The 15999-nt window shown below is 70.2% G+C and carries 16 protein-coding genes; 3 read left to right on the top strand and 13 right to left on the bottom strand.

Going from position 1 to position 15999, the window contains the following annotated elements:
• The first annotated feature begins 121 nt into the window (after nt 1-121).
• From BLT28_RS38340 to BLT28_RS38330, 3 genes are all read left to right on the top strand, one after another.
• Nucleotides 122-1477 carry a cytochrome P450 gene (locus BLT28_RS38340; protein WP_030430127.1) on the top strand — a complete coding sequence of 452 codons (1356 nt, stop codon included), beginning with the start codon at nt 122-124 and terminating at the stop codon, nt 1475-1477.
• 149 nt (nt 1478-1626) lie between these two features.
• The gene (locus BLT28_RS38335) at nt 1627-2061 is read left to right on the top strand and encodes a hypothetical protein (protein WP_030430128.1); all 435 of its coding nucleotides are present in this window, start codon (nt 1627-1629) and stop codon (nt 2059-2061) included.
• A 176-nt stretch (nt 2062-2237) separates the two neighbouring features.
• Nucleotides 2238-2579 (top strand): hypothetical protein, encoded by a 342-nt coding sequence (locus BLT28_RS38330; RefSeq protein ID WP_030430129.1) that lies wholly within the window; start codon nt 2238-2240, stop codon nt 2577-2579.
• Between the two features lie 95 nt (nt 2580-2674).
• Here the strand turns inward: BLT28_RS38330 and BLT28_RS38325 are convergent, their stop codons facing one another.
• The 13 genes from BLT28_RS38325 to BLT28_RS38265 all read right to left on the bottom strand — a co-directional run bounded on the left by BLT28_RS38325 (nt 2675) and on the right by BLT28_RS38265 (nt 15968).
• Entirely contained in the window at nt 2675-4978 is a 2304-nt protein-coding gene (locus BLT28_RS38325) for a RelA/SpoT family protein (protein WP_030430130.1), read from the bottom strand.
• A 141-nt stretch (nt 4979-5119) separates the two neighbouring features.
• The gene (locus BLT28_RS38320) at nt 5120-5641 is read right to left on the bottom strand and encodes an adenine phosphoribosyltransferase (protein ID WP_030430131.1); all 522 of its coding nucleotides are present in this window, start codon (nt 5639-5641) and stop codon (nt 5120-5122) included.
• Entirely contained in the window at nt 5638-6870 is a 1233-nt protein-coding gene (gene secF, locus BLT28_RS38315) for a protein translocase subunit SecF (protein WP_030430132.1), read from the bottom strand. Before secF ends, BLT28_RS38320 begins: the two co-directional genes overlap by 4 nt.
• 1 nt (nt 6871) lies before the next feature.
• A complete protein-coding gene (secD, locus tag BLT28_RS38310) occupies nt 6872-8539 on the bottom strand; it encodes a protein translocase subunit SecD (RefSeq protein WP_030430133.1) in 1668 nt (555 codons plus the stop codon).
• A 170-nt stretch (nt 8540-8709) separates the two neighbouring features.
• Nucleotides 8710-9063, bottom strand: a complete 354-nt coding sequence (gene yajC, locus BLT28_RS38305) for a preprotein translocase subunit YajC (RefSeq protein ID WP_156051036.1) — start codon at nt 9061-9063, stop codon at nt 8710-8712.
• A 58-nt stretch (nt 9064-9121) separates the two neighbouring features.
• Entirely contained in the window at nt 9122-10180 is a 1059-nt protein-coding gene (gene ruvB, locus BLT28_RS38300) for a Holliday junction branch migration DNA helicase RuvB (protein ID WP_081900369.1), read from the bottom strand.
• A gap of 48 nt (nt 10181-10228) precedes the next feature.
• A complete protein-coding gene (gene ruvA / locus BLT28_RS38295; RefSeq protein WP_030430136.1) occupies nt 10229-10828 on the bottom strand; it encodes a Holliday junction branch migration protein RuvA in 600 nt (199 codons plus the stop codon).
• Nucleotides 10825-11484 carry a crossover junction endodeoxyribonuclease RuvC gene (gene ruvC, locus BLT28_RS38290; RefSeq protein WP_081900359.1) on the bottom strand — a complete coding sequence of 220 codons (660 nt, stop codon included), beginning with the start codon at nt 11482-11484 and terminating at the stop codon, nt 10825-10827. The genes ruvA and ruvC overlap by 4 nt, the downstream gene beginning before the upstream one ends.
• 92 nt (nt 11485-11576) lie before the next feature.
• Entirely contained in the window at nt 11577-12113 is a 537-nt protein-coding gene (locus tag BLT28_RS38285) for a DUF4262 domain-containing protein (protein WP_052407425.1), read from the bottom strand.
• A gap of 52 nt (nt 12114-12165) precedes the next feature.
• On the bottom strand, nt 12166-12669 hold the full coding sequence (locus tag BLT28_RS38280) for a DUF4262 domain-containing protein (protein WP_030430139.1): 504 nt from the start codon (nt 12667-12669) through the stop codon (nt 12166-12168).
• Nucleotides 12670-13040: 371 nt separating this feature from the next.
• On the bottom strand, nt 13041-13793 hold the full coding sequence (locus tag BLT28_RS38275) for a YebC/PmpR family DNA-binding transcriptional regulator (RefSeq protein ID WP_030430140.1): 753 nt from the start codon (nt 13791-13793) through the stop codon (nt 13041-13043).
• A 72-nt stretch (nt 13794-13865) separates the two neighbouring features.
• Complete coding sequence (gene pdxT, locus BLT28_RS38270) at nt 13866-14480, bottom strand: pyridoxal 5'-phosphate synthase glutaminase subunit PdxT (protein ID WP_030430141.1); 615 nt, start codon at nt 14478-14480, stop codon at nt 13866-13868.
• Between the two features lie 69 nt (nt 14481-14549).
• Entirely contained in the window at nt 14550-15968 is a 1419-nt protein-coding gene (locus BLT28_RS38265; RefSeq protein WP_081900370.1) for an amino acid permease, read from the bottom strand.
• Between the last annotated feature and the right edge of the window lie 31 nt (nt 15969-15999).

The raw sequence follows: 15999 nt of genomic DNA, 5'->3' as shown, positions 1-15999 counted from the left end.
CGAGGATCGCAGCGATCCGGGTCACATTTCGGAATCGCCCGAAGAACTCACCGGAAAGTCTGCGCCGAAAACCCGTTCCGCCTAACGACGGGAAATCAGCGGAAACTTACGCTCGTCCTTTATGGACATAGCCCCCGTGGCCCCGGGACGCCGCCTTCTCGCCGGGCACGCGCTGAAGCTGTGGCGCGAACCGCTGGACTTCTTCCGCTCGCTCCCCCGGCACGGCGGCGTGGTGCGGATCGGCCTCGGCCCCAAGAACGCCTTCGTCGTCAACGACCCCGACCTGCTGCACGAGATGCTGGTCGGCAAGGCCGAGCTGTACCCGCAGGGGCTGCTGTCGGAGAAGATGAAGCCGCTGCTCGGCGACGCCAGCAGCACGCTCAGCGGTGAGGAGCACCGCAAGCGGCGGCGGATGCTGGCCCCGGCGTTCCGGCAGCAGCGGGTCGACGGCTACGTCTCGCTGATGACCGGGCTGTCCGCACGGCGCAGCGAGCAGTGGCGGGCGGACGAGCCGTTCTCGCTGCGCACCGACATGAACGACCTCGCCCTGATGACCGTGGTCACCGCGCTGCTCTCGTCCGAGGCGAGCAAGGACGTCGTGGCGGAGCTGCACGAGCTGCTGCCGGTGTTCCTGAAGGGTCTGTTCCGGCGCCTGGTGCTGCCGGGCTTCCTGCTGGATCTCATCCCCACCAAGGGAAACCGCGGGTTCACCACCTCGGTCCGGCGGATGCGGGAGATCACCGCCGAGGTGATCAAGGCCTACCGGGCGGACGCGACCGACCGGGGCGACGTGCTCTCGATCATGGTGCGGGTGCGCGACGAGGAGACCGGCGACGCCTTCACCGACGCGCAGATCCTCAACGAGATCATGGCGCTGGTCCTCGCCGGGACCGAGACCACCGGCAACATGATGACCTTCGCCTTCCAGAACCTGGCCCGCCGCCGGGACGTCGAACGGCGGTTGCACGCCGAACTGGACGAGGTGCTCGGCGGCAGGCCGGTCACGGCCGACGACATCCCCCGGCTGCCCGTCACGCAGCGGGTGGTCGACGAGTGCCTGCGGATGTACTGCCCGTGGATGCTGACCAGGCAGGCGGCGGAGGAGACCGAGCTGGGCGGGGTGCGCATCCCGAAGAACGCGTTCATGATCTACAGCCCCAACACCGTGTGCCGGGACGAGCGCTGGTACCCCGACCCGCACCGCTGGGACCCGGACCGCTGGGACACCGACCGGCAGCTGCCCAAGCGCTCGTGGATCCCGTTCGGCGCGGGCGGGCACATCTGCCCGGGCACCATCTTCGGCCGCGTCGAGATGGTCGTGCACATCGCCACGATCGCCCAGCGCTGGCGGCTCCGCCCGGAGCCGGACGCCCTGGACGCCGCCACCTGGGACACCGACGCCCCGGTCACCGAGATCGGCTCCGCCGCCGTGGTCCACCCCGCCGACATCCCGATGGTGCCGACCCGGCGGACGTGATCGTCGGAGGCGCTCGGTCGTGCTGCGAGCCCCTACGAAAGTAGGGGATTCAGGCATTCGCCGGACAGTTCGTCGCGGCCCCTCTAGCCTCGCGGCATCGCACAACTGCGATAGCGAAACAGTTTCACGTGAAATATAGGGGAATTTCAGTGAAGTCAGAGAAAAGGCCCGGCCGCTTCTTCCGCACCGGGGTGGCCGCCGCCGTCCTCGGCGCGGCCCTGTCCGGCCTGGCCGCGACGCCCGCGTCCGCGGCAGGCGGCTGCGGGAGCGGCCCGTACCCGCCGGATCAGCACATCAACTGGTGCAACGAGGCCAACGGCTGGGGAACGCTGAGCACCACGACGTTCTGGCGGCCGGGCGGCAACCCGGTCGAGGCCCAGGTGGTCCTGCTCAAGGACGGCCAGCGAGTCCCGAAGACCGTGTACCTGGACCGCACCAACAACCCTGGCGGCCCGCACGAGGGCTGGGTGGCCCAAGGCCAGGGCTTCGCCGGCACCACCTCCGTCGCCTACGGGCTGTGGTACCGCGGCTGCGCCACCGAGAACGGCCAGTTCATGTGCACCAACTGGGTCAAGGTCGGCTGAGGTGACCGTCCCGTGGCGCGTCCCCGGAAAGGGAGACGCGCCACGGGCGTTTCCTTACTCAGCCAAGCCGGAACCAGTTGTCGGAATGGCACTCCACCCCGTTCTGTCCACCGGCAGGGAATTCGGGTGTTCCCACGACCAGCCTGGCCAGGAGAACCGCGCACTTCCTGGACCGAGTGCGCGAAGTGCTGCACCGCGTACGCCGCCCCGTCGGTGAGCTGGTCGAGCAGGTGCGCGCCGACCATGACCACGTTCCGGTTCTCCGGGTGCAGGTCCGAGGCGCTCCCGGCGATCACATTGGTGGTGGCCCGGCGTTCGCGCAGGGTCCGGGTCTCGATGCGGAACTCCTTCGCGGGGCCGGCTTCCACGCCGAGCACCGGGAAGGGCAGTGGCGCGGCGCGCAGGTCGTGATCGTGCGCCGGCTCCCGGTCGGTGGGAGCCGAGCAGTCGAAGAGGACGGCGGCGGCACCGGCCGCTTCAGCTGGGCGAGCACCTGCTTGCCGGTCAGCTCGAAGTAGCCGAAGTCGAACCGCTGCGTTCTGGTGCGGTACCCCGCCTTGGTCAGGGGGTACCGTCCGCATCCGCCGAAGAGCACACGCGGTTTCTCGGTGGCTCAGGAGGCCGAGGTCACCCGGTACACGTCGTAGACGCCCTCGACGTTGCGGACGACCTTGAGCACGTGACCGAGGTGCTTGGGGTCGCCCATCTCGAAGGCGAACCGGCTCACCGCGACCCGGTCCCGCGAGGTGGTCACCGACGCCGACAGGATGTTCACCCGCTCATCCGCCAACACCTTCGTCACGTCCGAGAGCAGGCGGTGCCGGTCCAGCGCCTCGACCTGGATGGACACCAGGAACATCGAGGAGGCCGAGGGTGCCCACTCCACCTCGAGCAGCCGCTCCGGGGAGGACTGCAGCTCGTCGGCGTTGGTGCAGTCCGTGCGGTGCACGCTGACCCCGCCGCCGCGGGTGACGAAGCCCAGGATCTGGTCGCCGGGCACCGGGGTGCAGCACCGGGCCAGCTTCACCCACACGTCGGTGACGCCCTTGACCACCACGCCCGCGTCCGTGCCGCGGCGCCGCTGCACCGTGGACGGCGTGGACCGGTCGGCCAGCTCCTCCTCGGCGTGCTCGACCCCGCCGAGCACCGCGAGCAGCCGCTGCACCACGTACCGCCCGCCGACGTGGCCCTCGCCGACGGCGGCGTAGAGCGAGCTGACGTCGTGGTAGCGCAGCTCGCGGGCGAGTGCGGTCATCGAGTCCACCGACACCAGGCGCTGCATCGGCAGGCCGACGCGGCGCACCTCCTTGGCGATGGCGTCCTTGCCCGCCTCGATCGCCTCCTCGCGGCGCTCCTTGGCGAACCACTGCTTGATCTTCGCCTTGGCCCTGGGCGACGCGGCGAAGGACAGCCAGTCCCGCGACGGGCCCGCGCCCTCGGCCTTGGAGGTGAAGATCTCGATGACCTCACCGTTCTCGAGCTTGCGCTCCAGTGCGACGAGGCGGCCGTTGACCCGCGCGCCGATGCAGCGGTGACCGACCTCGGTGTGCACGGCGTAGGCGAAGTCCACCGGGGTGGAGCCCGCGGGCAGCGTGATCACGTCGCCCTTGGGCGTGAAGACGAAGATCTCCCGCCCGGCCAGCTCGTAGCGCAGCGACTCCAGGAACTCACCGGGGTCGGCGGCCTCCCGCTGCCAGTCCAGCAGCTGGCGCATCCACGCCATCTCGTCGACCTCGACGGAGCGACCGGCGTGCGAGCCCTTGGTCTCCTTGTACCGCCAGTGCGCCGCGATGCCGTACTCCGCGGTGCGGTGCATCTCGTGCGTGCGGATCTGCACTTCCAGCGGTTTGCCGTCCGGGCCGATCACCGTGGTGTGCAGCGACTGGTAGACGCCGAAGCGCGGCTGGGCGATGTAGTCCTTGAAGCGGCCGGGCATCGGCTGCCACAGCGCGTGCACCACGCCCATGGCCGCGTAGCAGTCGCGCACCTCGTCCACCTGGATGCGCACGCCGACCAGGTCGTGGATGTCGTCGAAGTCGCGGCCGCGGACGATCATCTTCTGGTGGATGGAGTAGTAGTGCTTCGGCCTGCCCTCCACCTTCGCCACGATCCGCGCGCCGTCCAGGTTGGCCGAGATCTCCGCGATCACCGTGCGCAGGTAGGTGTCCCGCGAGGGCGCGCGGTTGGCCACCAACCGCACGATCTCGTCGTACTTCTTCGGCTGCAGGATGGCGAAGGCCAGGTCCTCCAGCTCCCACTTCACCGTGGCCATGCCGAGGCGGTGGGCCAGCGGGGAGAGCACCTCCAGGGTCTCCCGCGCCTTGCGGGCCTGCTTCTCCGGCGGCAGGAAGCGCATGGTGCGCATGTTGTGCAGGCGGTCGGAGAGCTTGATCACCAGCACCCGGGGGTCGCGGGCCATCGCGATCACCATCTTGCGGATGGTCTCCGCCTCGGCGGCCGCGCCCAGCTTGACCTTGTCCAGCTTGGTGACGCCGTCGACCAGGTGCGCGACCACGTCGCCGAAGTCCTCGCGCAGCTGGTCGAGGGAGTAGTCGGTGTCCTCGACCGTGTCGTGCAGCAGCGCGGCCACCAGCGTCGTGGTGTCCATGCCCAGTTCGGCCAGGATCGTCGCGACGGCCAGCGGGTGGGTGATGTAGGGGTCACCGGACTTGCGGCGCTGGTGGCGGTGCTTCTCCTCGGCCACGTCGTAGGCGCGCTGCAGCAGCGCCAGGTCGGCCTTGGGGTGCAGCTCCCGGTGCACCGCGGCCAGCGGCTCCAGCACCTGCTTGACCGAGGTGGCGCGCTGGGCGGTGATGCGGCGCGCCAGCCGCGCCCGCACGCGCCGGGTCGCCGACGGCGCCCGCTCGGCCGGCACCGGTTGCGCCACCGTGGAAGCGGATTCGACTTCTTGGCTCACCGCGTTCTCCCCGCTGTCGCACTGCGCTGTTCCGGGCGGGGGAAACCCACCCGACCCGGAAAGACGAGGATAACGCCGCCGGGCGGCGTCCTTTCACCAGTACATCGCAAGAACTGATCGTGATACGTCGAACAACCGTTCTCACACGGTGAGCAGCGACCGCACCTTCCGCCCGGCCAGTCGGCCCCGACCGTTCAGCGCGGCCAGCTCCATGACCACCGAAACGGCACTGACCTCGGCTTCCGCATGCTCGACCAACGCGCAGGCGGCCTCGACAGTTCCCCCGGTGGCCAGCACGTCGTCCACCACCAGGGCCCGCGAGCCCGGCCGCAGCGCGGCCTCGGGCAGTTCCAGCGTGGCCGTTCCGTACTCCAAGGCGTAATCGATCCGATGCGCGACCGCGGGCAGCTTGCCCGGCTTGCGCACCCCGACCACGCCGAGGCCGAGCCGGAGCGCGAGGGCGGCACCGAGCAGGAAACCCCTGGCCTCGATGCCGACCACCACGTCCGCGTCCGCTCCGTGGGCGGCCATCTCCTCGACCACCACCCGGAAGCCCTCGGCGTCGGCGAGCAGCGGGCTGAGGTCGCGGAAGAGCACCCCCGGTTGGGGGAAGTCCGCGACCTCCCGGATCAGCCCGCTGACCCGCTCCAGCTCCGGGCTCACCTGCGCTTCTTGCCCGAGGGCCGCCCGGCGGTCTTGCCGGTGGGACGGACCTTGCGCGACTCCGGACCCTTGCCGGTGCGCGCGGGCACGCCCGCCGCCGCGGCGTAGGCCGCCTCCTTGCGCAGCTCCGCGTTCAGCGACTCCTCGTCGCTTGCGTCGACACCGGTCTCGCCCGAGGCCTTGCGGGCCTGGTTGGCCCGGCGGGCGGCGACCCGCTCCGCCTGCTGGCGCACGCGCGGCTCGGTCAGCTTCAGGTCCACCAGCAGCGGGGTGGCCAGGAAGATCGAGGAGAACGCACCGGCGATCATGCCGGTCATCTGGACCAGCGCCAGGTCCTTCAGGGTGCCGACGCCGAGCACACCGACGCCGATCACCAGCAGGCCGAGCACCGGCAGCACCGCGATCAGCGAGGTGTTCAGCGACCGCATCAGCGTCTGGTTCAGCGCCAGGTTCGACGCCTCCGCGTAGGTGCGCCGGGTCAGGCCCAGGATGCCCCTGGTGTTCTCCTTGACCTTGTCGAAGACGACCACGGTGTCGTAGAGGGAGAACCCGAGGATCGTCAGCAGACCGATGATCGTTCCCGGCGTCATCTCGAAGCCGACGATGGAGTACACGCCCGCGGTGACGGTGGTGTCGAAGATCAGCGCCACCAGCGCGGAGACGGCCATCCAGCGTTCGAAGTACCCGGCGAGGAAGATCGTCACCAGCACCAGGAACACGATCAGGGCGATGATCGCCTGGGTGGTGATCTCCCCGCCCCAGGAGCCGCTGACCGCGCTGTCGCTGATCGCCTGGAGGCCGCCCTGCGGCCGGAGCTTGTCGGCCAGCGCGGTCTTGACCTTGCCGACCTGCTCCGCGTTGAGCGTCTCGGACCGGATCAGCACCTGCTGGCTGGCGCCGGTGCCCGCGACCTGCACGGTCGACGGCTCGGAGCCCAGCGCCTCGGTGAAGACCGACTTCACCTCGTCGCTGGTGATCTGCTTGCTCACCCCGGCGGCGGGCATCTGGATCTTGGTGCCGCCGACGAAGTCGATGCCCAGGTTGAAGCCGCGGAAGAAGATCGACCCCAGGCAGACCAGGAAGATCAGCGAGGTCACCACGTACCAGCGGCGGCGCGAGCCGACGATGTCGAAGGCGCCGTTGCCCAGGTAGAGCCGGTTGAAGACGCTGGGCCGCTTGCCGTCCGGCTCGGCGACCTGGGTCTCTGCGGGCTTGTCGGGAGTGGTCACGTCAGACCCCCTTCGCGGCCGGCGCGCCGGACGTCTTGGCCATCGAGCGGCCAGCGGCCGCGGTGCGGTGCGCCTCGCCGAGCCCGGACCACGAGGGCTTGGACAGCAGCTTGGACTTGGACGCCAGCGCCACCAGCGGGTGGGTCACCAGGAACACGACGACGAGGTCGAGCACGGTGGACATGCCCAGGGTGAACGCGAAGCCCTTCACCTGGCCGACGGCCAGGATGTAGAGCACGGCCGCGGCCAGGAAGCTGACCGCGTCGGCGGACAGGATCGTGCGCCGGGCGCGGATCCAGCCGCGCGGGACCGCGCTGCGGAAGCTGCGGCCCTCGCGGACCTCGTCCTTGAGCCGTTCGAAGAACACGATGAACGAGTCCGCGGTGATACCGATCGCCACGATGAACCCGGCGATGCCCGCGAGGTCCAGGGTGAAGCCGATCCACCGGCCCAGCAGCACCAGCACCGAGTAGATCACCGCGGCGGCCAGTGCCAGCGAGAGCACGGTGAGCACGCCGAGGGCGCGGTAGTAGAACATGCAGTAGCCGAAGACCAGCACCAGGCCGATGGCGCCGGCGATCAGGCCCGCCTGCATCGAGGCCAGGCCCAGGGTCGCCGAGACCGTCTCGGCCTCGGACTGGTCGAAGGCCAGCGGCAGCGAGCCGTACTTGAGGATGTTGGCCAGGTCCTGAGCCTCCTGCAGGGTGAACCGGCCGCTGATCTGGGTGTTGCCGCCGAGGATCGGCTCGTTGATGTTCGGCGCCGAGACCACCCGGCCGTCCAGCACGAACGCGGCGCGCTTGCCGACGTTGGCGGAGGTGAACTTGCTCCAGATGTCGCTGCCCGCGGCGCGGAAGTTCACGGAGATGACGTAGCCGGGGCTGTTCTGGTCCTGGCCCGCTGCCGCGTCGGCGATCTCCCGGCCCGGCAGGAACACCTTGCCGAGCACGAACTTCTCGGAGTTGTCGTCGCTGCAGGTGACCAGCGGCAGCTCCGGCTTGTCCAGGCCGCGCAGCGGGTCCGGCGCCGCGCAGTCCAGCTGCGCCAGCGCCTGGGCCTGCACCTGCGGGTCCTCGCTCTGCCGCAGCGCGCGGGCCTTGGCGACCACATCGGAGTTGGCACCCGGGTTCGGGGCGGGCTGCTGCTCCGCGGCCGGGGCCGGGCGGCCCTGCGGCTTCGGGGTGGTGGTGCCCGCGCCCGCGTTCGGCGGCGGCGTCGTGGTCGGCGGCGTCCCGGAGGCGGGCGGCTGCTGACCGCTGGTGGGCGGGGTCTGCGGCGGGAGCGGCTGGTTCGGCACGGCCTGCAGCACGGCGCGGAAGTTCAGGTCCGCGGTCCTGCCGAGGGTCTTGGCCTCGTCACCGCGCTCCCCCGGCACCGTGATGACCAGGTTGTTGCCGTCCCGGACCACCTCGGCGCCGCTGACGCCGATGCCGTTGACGCGCTGTTCGATGATCTGCCGGGCCCGGTCGATGGACTCCGGGGGCGGCTGCGCGCCGTCCGTCGAGCGCACGGTGAGCGTGACCCTGGTGCCACCCTGGAGATCGATGCCCAGTTTGGGGACCGGCCTGCCGTCCCCGGTGAAGAACACCAGGGAGTAGAGAAAGCCGACGATCAGGATGAATGCGCCAAGGTATCGCCCTGGACGAATATGCCCAGCCGGAGGTGCCACGGTAGGTCGATCTCCTCAAGCACGTGTGTGGAAGCTGTGAAGTCAGGATCGGCTCACAGCTCTGCTAGACGACGCAGCCCCCACCGCCTCGGAAAAAAGGCGGTGGGGGCGCAGCATATAGCGTCGGACCGACCGCCTCGCACGGCCGCGTGGCGGTTGCTCTGTTTGTCCTACTTGTTCTTCTGCTCTTCCAGCGGCGCCGCGACCTCGGCCTTCGACTCGGCCTCGACCTCGTCCTCGGTCACCTCGGCGGCGTCCTCGACCTGGTCCTGGACCTTCTCGCGGATCGCCTGGCGCAGCCAGGTGGTGTGCACGCCGGGGGCCAACTCCAGCTCGATGGTGGTGTCGTCGGTGGCGTCCACCACGGTGGCGTACAGGCCGGAGCTGGTCATCACGCGGTCGCCGGGACCGAGCGAGTTCTGCAGCTGCTGCATCTCCGCGTACACCTTCTTCTGCTTGCGCGCGCTGAGGAACAGCGGCAGCGCAAGGACCACGAGCATCAGAGGAAGGATGAAGGAGGAGATATCCATCGTTCTCGTCTCCGGCGGCGCGCTCGCCGCCTGGGTGTCGTCAACGTCCGATTTATTCGGTTCTCTCGGTCCCGAGTGTGCCACGCCCCTGGCCGTCGACCGGGAGGGGTAGCTGTTCGCCCGGGGCCGAGGCCGGGGGTTCCACGCCCAGGTGCCGCCACGCGAGCGCGGTGGCCACCCTGCCGCGGGGGGTCCGTGCGAGCATGCCCGCCCGCACCAGGTAGGGCTCACAGACCTCTTCCACGGTAGCTGGTTCCTCGCCGACCGCGACGGCCAGTGTCGAGACACCGACCGGACCGCCGCCGAAGGAGCGCACCAGCGCGCCCAGCACGGCCCGGTCCAGCCGGTCCAGGCCGAGGTCGTCGACGTCGTAGACCTTCAGCGCGGCCCGCGCCACCTCCAGCGTCACCGCGCCGTCGGCGCGCACCTCGGCGTAGTCGCGGACCCGGCGCAGCAGCCGGTTGGCGATCCGGGGGGTGCCGCGCGAGCGCCGGGCGATCTCGTGCGCGCCGTCCGGCCGCAGGTCCACGCCGAGGATGCCCGCGGCCCGGCGCAGGACCCGCTCCAGCTCGGACGGCACGTAGAACTCCATGTGCGCGGTGAAGCCGAACCGGTCGCGCAGCGGGCCGGTCAGCGCCCCGGACCTGGTGGTGGCCCCGACCAGGGTGAACGGCGCGATCTCCAGCGGGATGCTGGTCGCCCCCGGCCCCTTGCCGACGACGACGTCGACCCGGAAGTCCTCCATCGCCAGGTAGAGCATCTCCTCGGCGGGCCGGGCGATGCGGTGGATCTCGTCGATGAACAGCACATCGCCCTCGGAGAGGTTGGACAGCATCGACGCCAGGTCGCCCGCGCGCTCCAGGGCGGGTCCCGAGGTGACCCGCAGCGCGCTGCCCAGCTCGGCGGCGATGATCATCGCGAGGCTGGTCTTGCCCAGACCGGGCGGGCCGGACAGCAGCACGTGGTCCGGCGGCGAGCCGCGGCGCAGCGCCCCGGTCAGCACCAGTTCCAGCTGCTCGCGCACCCGGTGCTGGCCGACGAACTCGTCCAGGGTGCGCGGGCGGAGGCTGGTCTCCAGGTCGTGCTCGGCGGGCGCCGCGTGCGGGTCCATGTCGGTGTGACCGCCGCCGTATCCGCTGAAGTCCGTCACGCCGCCTGCCTACCGCTTGCGGCCGAGCGTGGCCAGCGCCTTGCGCAGCAGCGCGGGGGTGTCCAGGTCGGCACCGCCGTCGGCGAGCACCGACTCGACGGCCTGCTCGGCCTGCTTGGCGGTGAAGCCGAGTCCGGCCAGCGCCTCGGTCACCTGCGACCGCGACTGGTCGGCGGCGGGGGCGGCGGCCACCGTGGTCGCCGGGGTGAGCGAGCCGACCTTGTCCCGCAGTTCGATGATCAACCGCTCCGCGCCCTTGCGGCCGATGCCGGGGACCTGGGTGAGCGTGGTGACGTTGCCGTCGGCCAGCGCGCGGCAGAGCGCGTCCGGCTCCAGCACCGCCAGCGCGGACAGCGCCAGCCGCGGGCCGACCCCGGAGACGGTCTGCAGCAGCCCGAACAACATCCGTGCGTCGGCGTCGGCGAAGCCGTAGAGGGTCAGCGAGTCCTCGCGCACCACCAGCGTCGTGGCGAGCTGCGCCTCCTCACCCCTGCGGAGGGTGGCCAGGGTCGCCGGGATGGTGTGCACGGCGAGCCCGACGCCGCCGACCTCGACCACGGCGTGGTCAAGGCCGACCGAGAGCACCGTGCCGCGTACCGAGGAGATCACCGCGTGGTCCCTTTCCTGTTCTGCTCGCGCTCGGCCACCGAAGACCCGCTCGCGGGGTCGAGCCTTGTCGGGGTGGCGGCGCGCAACTTACCCGTCCCGGTCCGCGCCGCGGTCCGCAGCCGCGCCTGGTGCGCGCGGGCCAGCTCCGCCGCGCGTGCCTTGGCCTCGGAGAGCCGGGACTGCATCGGCGAGCGCCACAGGTGGCAGATGGCCAGCCCGAGCGCGTCCGCGGCGTCGGCGGGCCGCGGCGGCTCCGCGAGCCCGAGCACCCTGGTGACCATCGCGGTGACCTGTGCCTTGTCCGCGCGGCCGGAGCCGGTGACCGCCGTCTTCATCTCGCTCGGCGTGTGGAAGTGCACCGGCAGGCCGCGGCGGGCGGCGGACAGCGCCACCACACCGGCGGCCTGCGCGGTGCCGATCACGGTGCTGACGTTGTTCTGGCTGAAGACCCGTTCGATGGCCACGACCTGCGGGCGGTGCCGGTCCAGCCACTCCTCGACGCCCTCGGCCACCAGCAGCAGCCGGCGCGCGAGGTCCAGCTCGGCCGGGGTGCGCACCACACCGACGTCGACGAAGCGCACCGATCGGCCGGTGCCGCCGTCGACGACGGCGAGCCCGCACCGGGTCAGTCCCGGGTCGACCCCCAGCACCCGCACGCCACCACTCCCGCCCTCGGCCGAACACTCGTTCGAAACCTTACGGGGCGGATGGGACCGGGCGACCGAGGGACACGCTCTCCGGTACCGGCCTAGGGCCCGGTGACCCCGGACAGCCAGGTCTCGGGCACACCGCTGTCGGTGAGCACCGGCTGCGCCGCGCGGACCCTCGGGTCGGCGCCGCTCTGCCACGGCCACACCCGGTCCTCGTCCGGCCAGAGCATCTGCAGCACCGGGAACTCCCCGTCCGGGTACAGGAAGAACCCGGACGCCAGCCACTCCGGGTAGTGGCGTGGACCGACGAACTCGAACATCACCGGATAGCCGTCGAAGAAGCCGTCGTAGCCGACGCCGGGCTCGAACGTCTCCCCCGCGATGATCCGCTCCGCGTAGCACTGCACCAGTTCCGCCGCCAGGGCGCGTGGTGCGATCACCAGCACCTCGGGCGCGCGGTGCATGCACCACAGCCCCACCGAGTACACGAACCCGGGATGGCTGCGGCCCCGGTAGGGATCGTGCTCCCCCTGGACCGCGACCATCGAGAAGTCGTGCTCGGCGACCCTCCGCATCAGTTGTCTGCGCACGTCCTCGACCGAGGCGCCGTCGCACATGTCACACATCGACTCCATCTCCCTCACTGGACAACCTCATTCGAACACATGTTCGAATGAGGCGCCAGCGTCAGGGACCGTCGACGCCGGGAGTCCAACTTTCGGGGGATCCCGAATCGGTGAGCACCGGCTGGTACTCGGCGAAGCCGGGCGGCGCGTCGGCCGACCAGGGCCAGTGGCCGTCCGGGGTGCGCGCGATCATCTGCACCGCGGGGAAGTCACCGTTGGGGTGCAACAGGAAGGCGCTGCCGAAGAACTGCGGGTAGTACGGCTTGGCCACCCGCTCGAAGGTGACCGGGCAGTCCACCAGGAACCCGCCGTGGATCCCGCCCGGCGCGAACCGCTCCCCCGCGCTCGCCCGGCCCACGTAGTCGTTGATCACGACCTGGGAGACCTCCGGGGGCAGCCCGATCACCACCACCTCCGCCAGCCCGAACCGGCGCCACGCCCCGACCGAGAACGCGTACGGCGGGTGGTCCTCCCCCTCGATCTGGATCACCGCGACACCGTGCGCCTCGGTGGTCTCCAGCAGCCACTGCCGCAGCTGCTCCTCGCTCTGTTCGAGCTGCGTCATCGGGCCACCCCCGCCCTCGACGGCGAAACGGACGGTGACACGGGGAGTACGGACAGACTCGGCACGTCGCCATTCTGCCGGGCGACCCCCACCCGGTGGTGTAACAGCCTTGCCACACTCTCCCCCCAACCCGAACGCCGCATACGCACCGAATGAGTCATTCAGGTGGTTGAGCGCACCGGATGACTCATTCAGTGCGCTCAACGCACCGAACGCGTCATCGGGGCGCGCGGACCCAGGGCAGATCGGACAAATCAGACAGCGGGCATGCCCCATGCACCGAATGACTCATTCGGTGCGCCGACGTGGGGCCGGGAAAGCGAGAACCGCGCCGGACGCGGGTCCGGCGCGGTTCTGCGGGGGCGAGCGGGTCAGGCGTCGAGCGCTGCCATGACCTCGTCGGAGACGTCCACGTTGGAGTAGACGTTCTGCACGTCGTCGCAGTCCTCCAGCGCGTCGATCAGCTTGAAGACCTTGCGGGCGCCCTCGGCGTCCACCGGCACGCTCATGTCCGGGACGAAGTTCGCCTCGGCAGAGTCGTAGTCGATGTCCGCCTTCTGCAGCGCGGTGCGCACCGCGACCAGGTCGGTGGGCTCGGAGATCACCTCGAAGCTCTCACCGAGGTCGTTGACCTCCTCGGCGCCCGCGTCCAGCACCGCGCCGAGCACGTCGTCCTCCCCGAGGTCGCCCTTGGGCAGCAGCACGACGCCCTTGCGGTTGAACAGGTAGGAGACCGAGCCCGGGTCGGCCATGTTGCCGCCGTTGCGGGTCATCGCCGTGCGGACCTCACCGGCGGCGCGGTTGCGGTTGTCGGTCAGGCACTCGATCAGCACCGCGACGCCGTTCGGGCCGTAGCCCTCGTACATGATCGTCTGGTACTCGGCGCCACCGGCCTCGGCGCCGGAACCCCGCTTCACGGCGCGCTGGATGTTGTCCAGCGGCACGGAGTTCTTCCTGGCCTTCTGGATGGCGTCGTAGAGCGTGGGGTTGCCGTCGGGGTCGCCGCCACCGGTGCGCGCGGCGACCTCGATGTTCTTGATCAGCTTCGCGAAGAGCTTGCCACGCTTGGCATCGATGGCGGCCTTCTTGTGCTTCGTGGTGGCCCACTTGGAGTGGCCGCTCATCTCTCCTCCAGGTCCAGCCGTCACGGGACGGCGATCGCAGATGGTCCTCTGGTGCGTCGGCGGGCGCCCGGCTCAGGCGCGGCGCACCATCTCGGTGAACAGCCGGTGCACCCGCCCGTCCCCGGTGAGCTCCGGGTGGAAGGCGGTGGCGAGCACGGAACCCTGCCGAACCGCGACGATCCTACCGGCGGCCTCCCCGGCGCTCGCGGACTCCGGCACGGTCGCCAGAACCTCGACCCCGGCCCCGGCCGACTCCACCCATGGGGCGCGGATGAACACCGCGTGCAGCGGCCCCACCCCGGCGAAGTCCAGATCGGCCTCGAAGGAGTCGACCTGGCGGCCGAAGGCGTTGCGGCGCACGGTCATGTCGACCGCGCCGAGCGGGTGCTGGTCCGGGCGGCCGTCGAGCACCTTGCTGGCGAGCATGATCATCCCCGCGCAGGAGCCGTAGGCGGGCAGGCCGTCGGCCAGCCGCTGCCGCAGCGGCTCCAGCAACTCGAAGACCTCGAGCAGCCTGCTCATGGTGGTGGACTCGCCGCCGGGGATGACGATGCCGTCCACCTCGGCCAGCTCCTCGGGGCGGCGCACCGGCCGGGCGAGGACGTCGCACTCGGCGAGGGTGAGCAGGTGCTCCCGGACGTCACCCTGGAGCGCGAGCACCCCGATGACAGGCTGTGCGGTGGCCACTGATCCCTCCCTGAAACGACGAAACTCCTAGGCCGGTCGATCGACCAGCCTAGGAGTTCACCCTGAAGATCAGCCAACCGGCTGGTTCTCCTCATCGGGGTCGTTGCGCTTGGAGGAGGCCGCGAGGGCCTGCTCGGCAGAGATCGCGTCCTCCGCCGAGGACATCAGCGAGGCGGCCTTGGCCTGCCGCGCGCTGACCAGCTTCCAGCCGACGAACAGCACCACGGCCAGCACCGGGATCAGGTAGAAGGCGACCTTCTCAGGACCGGAGGAGAAGCCCATCGAGCCCACGACCAGCACCAGGAAGCCGATGCCGATCCAGTTGGTGATCGGCGCTCCTGGCATCCGGTACGAGGGACGCTCGATCTGCCCCGCGTCGGCCTTCTGCTTCAGCTTGATCTGGCAGTACAGCAGCGTGATCCAGGTGGCGATGACGCCGAGCGAGGCCACCGAGGTCGCGATGTCGAAGGCCTCGTGCGGCACGTAGGCGTTCATGAACACGCCGAGCACGTAGACCACGGCGGTGAAGATGACGCCGCCGTAGGGGACGTGGCGGGCGCTCATCCTGCCCACGAAGGACGGGGCCTCGCGCTTGTCGGCGAGCGAGCGCAGGATGCGGCCGGTCGAGTAGAGACCGGAGTTGCACGAGGACATCGCGGCGGTGAGCACGACCAGGTTCATGATGTGACCGGCGGGCTCGAAGCCGAGGCGGGAGAACACCGTGACGAACGGGCTCGTCTCCGCCGAGTACAGGGTCCAGGGCAGGACCATCGTCAGCAGCAGCACCGAACCGACGTAGAAGATGCCGATCCGGTAGACGACGCCGTTGATCGCCTTGGGCAGCACGGACTTGGCGTCCTTGGTCTCGCCGGCCGCGATGCCGACCATCTCGATGGCCGAGTAGGCGAAGATGACCGCCTGGAAGGTCATGAAGACGACGCCGAACCCAGCGGGGAAGAGGCCGCCGTGCCCGGCGACGTTGGAGATGCTCGCGGTGACACCGCCACCCATGTCGGCGTTGGTGATGACCAGGCTGATGCCGACGAAGAGGAAGACCACGATCGCGGTCACCTTGATGACGGAGAACCAGAACTCCAGCTCACCGAACAGCTTCACGCTGAGCAGGTTGACGCCCAGCAGAACCACGAGGGTGATCAGCGCGGTCGCCCAGCGCGGGAAGTCCGGCGCCCAGAGGGAGACGTAGATCGCCACGGCGGTGATCTCGGCGATGCCGGTCATCGCCCAGTTGACCCAGTACAGCCAGCCGGAGGTGAAGCCGGCCCACGGGCCGATGAACTCGCGGGCGTACTCGACGAAGCTGCCCGAGGCCGGGCGGTGCATCACGAGCTCGCCGAGCGCGCGCATCACGAAGAACGCGACGATGCCGCACACGGCGTAGGAGAGAATGAGCGCGGGACCCGCTGAAGCGAGCCTTCCGCCGGCTCCGAGAAAGAGACCGACGCCGATGGCGCCGCCGATCGCAATCATCTGGACTTGGCGCTTGCTCAGCGACTTGGCA

The organism is Allokutzneria albata, from assembly GCF_900103775.1.
GTDB classification, from domain to species: Bacteria; Actinomycetota; Actinomycetes; order Mycobacteriales; family Pseudonocardiaceae; genus Allokutzneria; species Allokutzneria albata.
Note: the sequence above shows the minus strand (reverse complement) of the source record. Positions and strands in the feature narration are given on the sequence as shown.